The sequence below is a fragment of the Neisseria sp. P0008.S010 genome (assembly GCF_051962715.1).
Classification (GTDB): Bacteria; Pseudomonadota; Gammaproteobacteria; order Burkholderiales; family Neisseriaceae; genus Neisseria; species Neisseria elongata.
The window spans coordinates 1-410 of the sequence record NZ_JBQCVA010000177.1; the positions used below are offsets into that span (position 1 = coordinate 1).

The 410-nt window shown below is 43.9% G+C and carries 2 pseudogenes; both read right to left on the bottom strand.

Features of this window, described 5'->3' with window-relative positions:
• Nucleotides 1-142: 142 nt before the first annotated feature.
• Nucleotides 143-235: pseudogene (locus ACTHSL_RS13100) on the bottom strand (IS481 family transposase); the annotation flags it as partial.
• Nucleotides 217-410, bottom strand: a pseudogene (locus ACTHSL_RS13105) (hypothetical protein); the annotation flags it as partial. The pseudogenes ACTHSL_RS13100 and ACTHSL_RS13105, both read right to left, overlap by 19 nt.

Genomic DNA, 410 nt, shown 5'->3' on the forward strand with positions numbered 1-410 from the left:
CGGTTCGGGTTAAGGGTAAATCTGATTGCAGGACTGATTAATGCGATGGGATGAATATTTTCGCAAGAGGTCTATTACCTTCTCCACCGGTTAAGATATCGTTACCATCGGTAGCACAACCATCCAAGAGCGAGCTCCAATTGTAGGAAATCATCGCATTGTTTGTACCACAGGTCGAGAATGAAGCCTGCAAGACCTTAAACGGCGTATCGCCGTTCAAACTGCAGTGGCACTTTCCTTCTCCTGTGTGGAGGCTGGCCAAATGGCTTGGTGGTGGTACGGAGTGAAACGGATGTTTTGTGCATGTTCATGTTTCAGTATTCTTCTGGAAATAATAGACCTCTTGCGAAAGTATCCTGAAGATTTACAATTTCCAAATGAAATACGAAAACCTAATCCAAAGAAGCAAT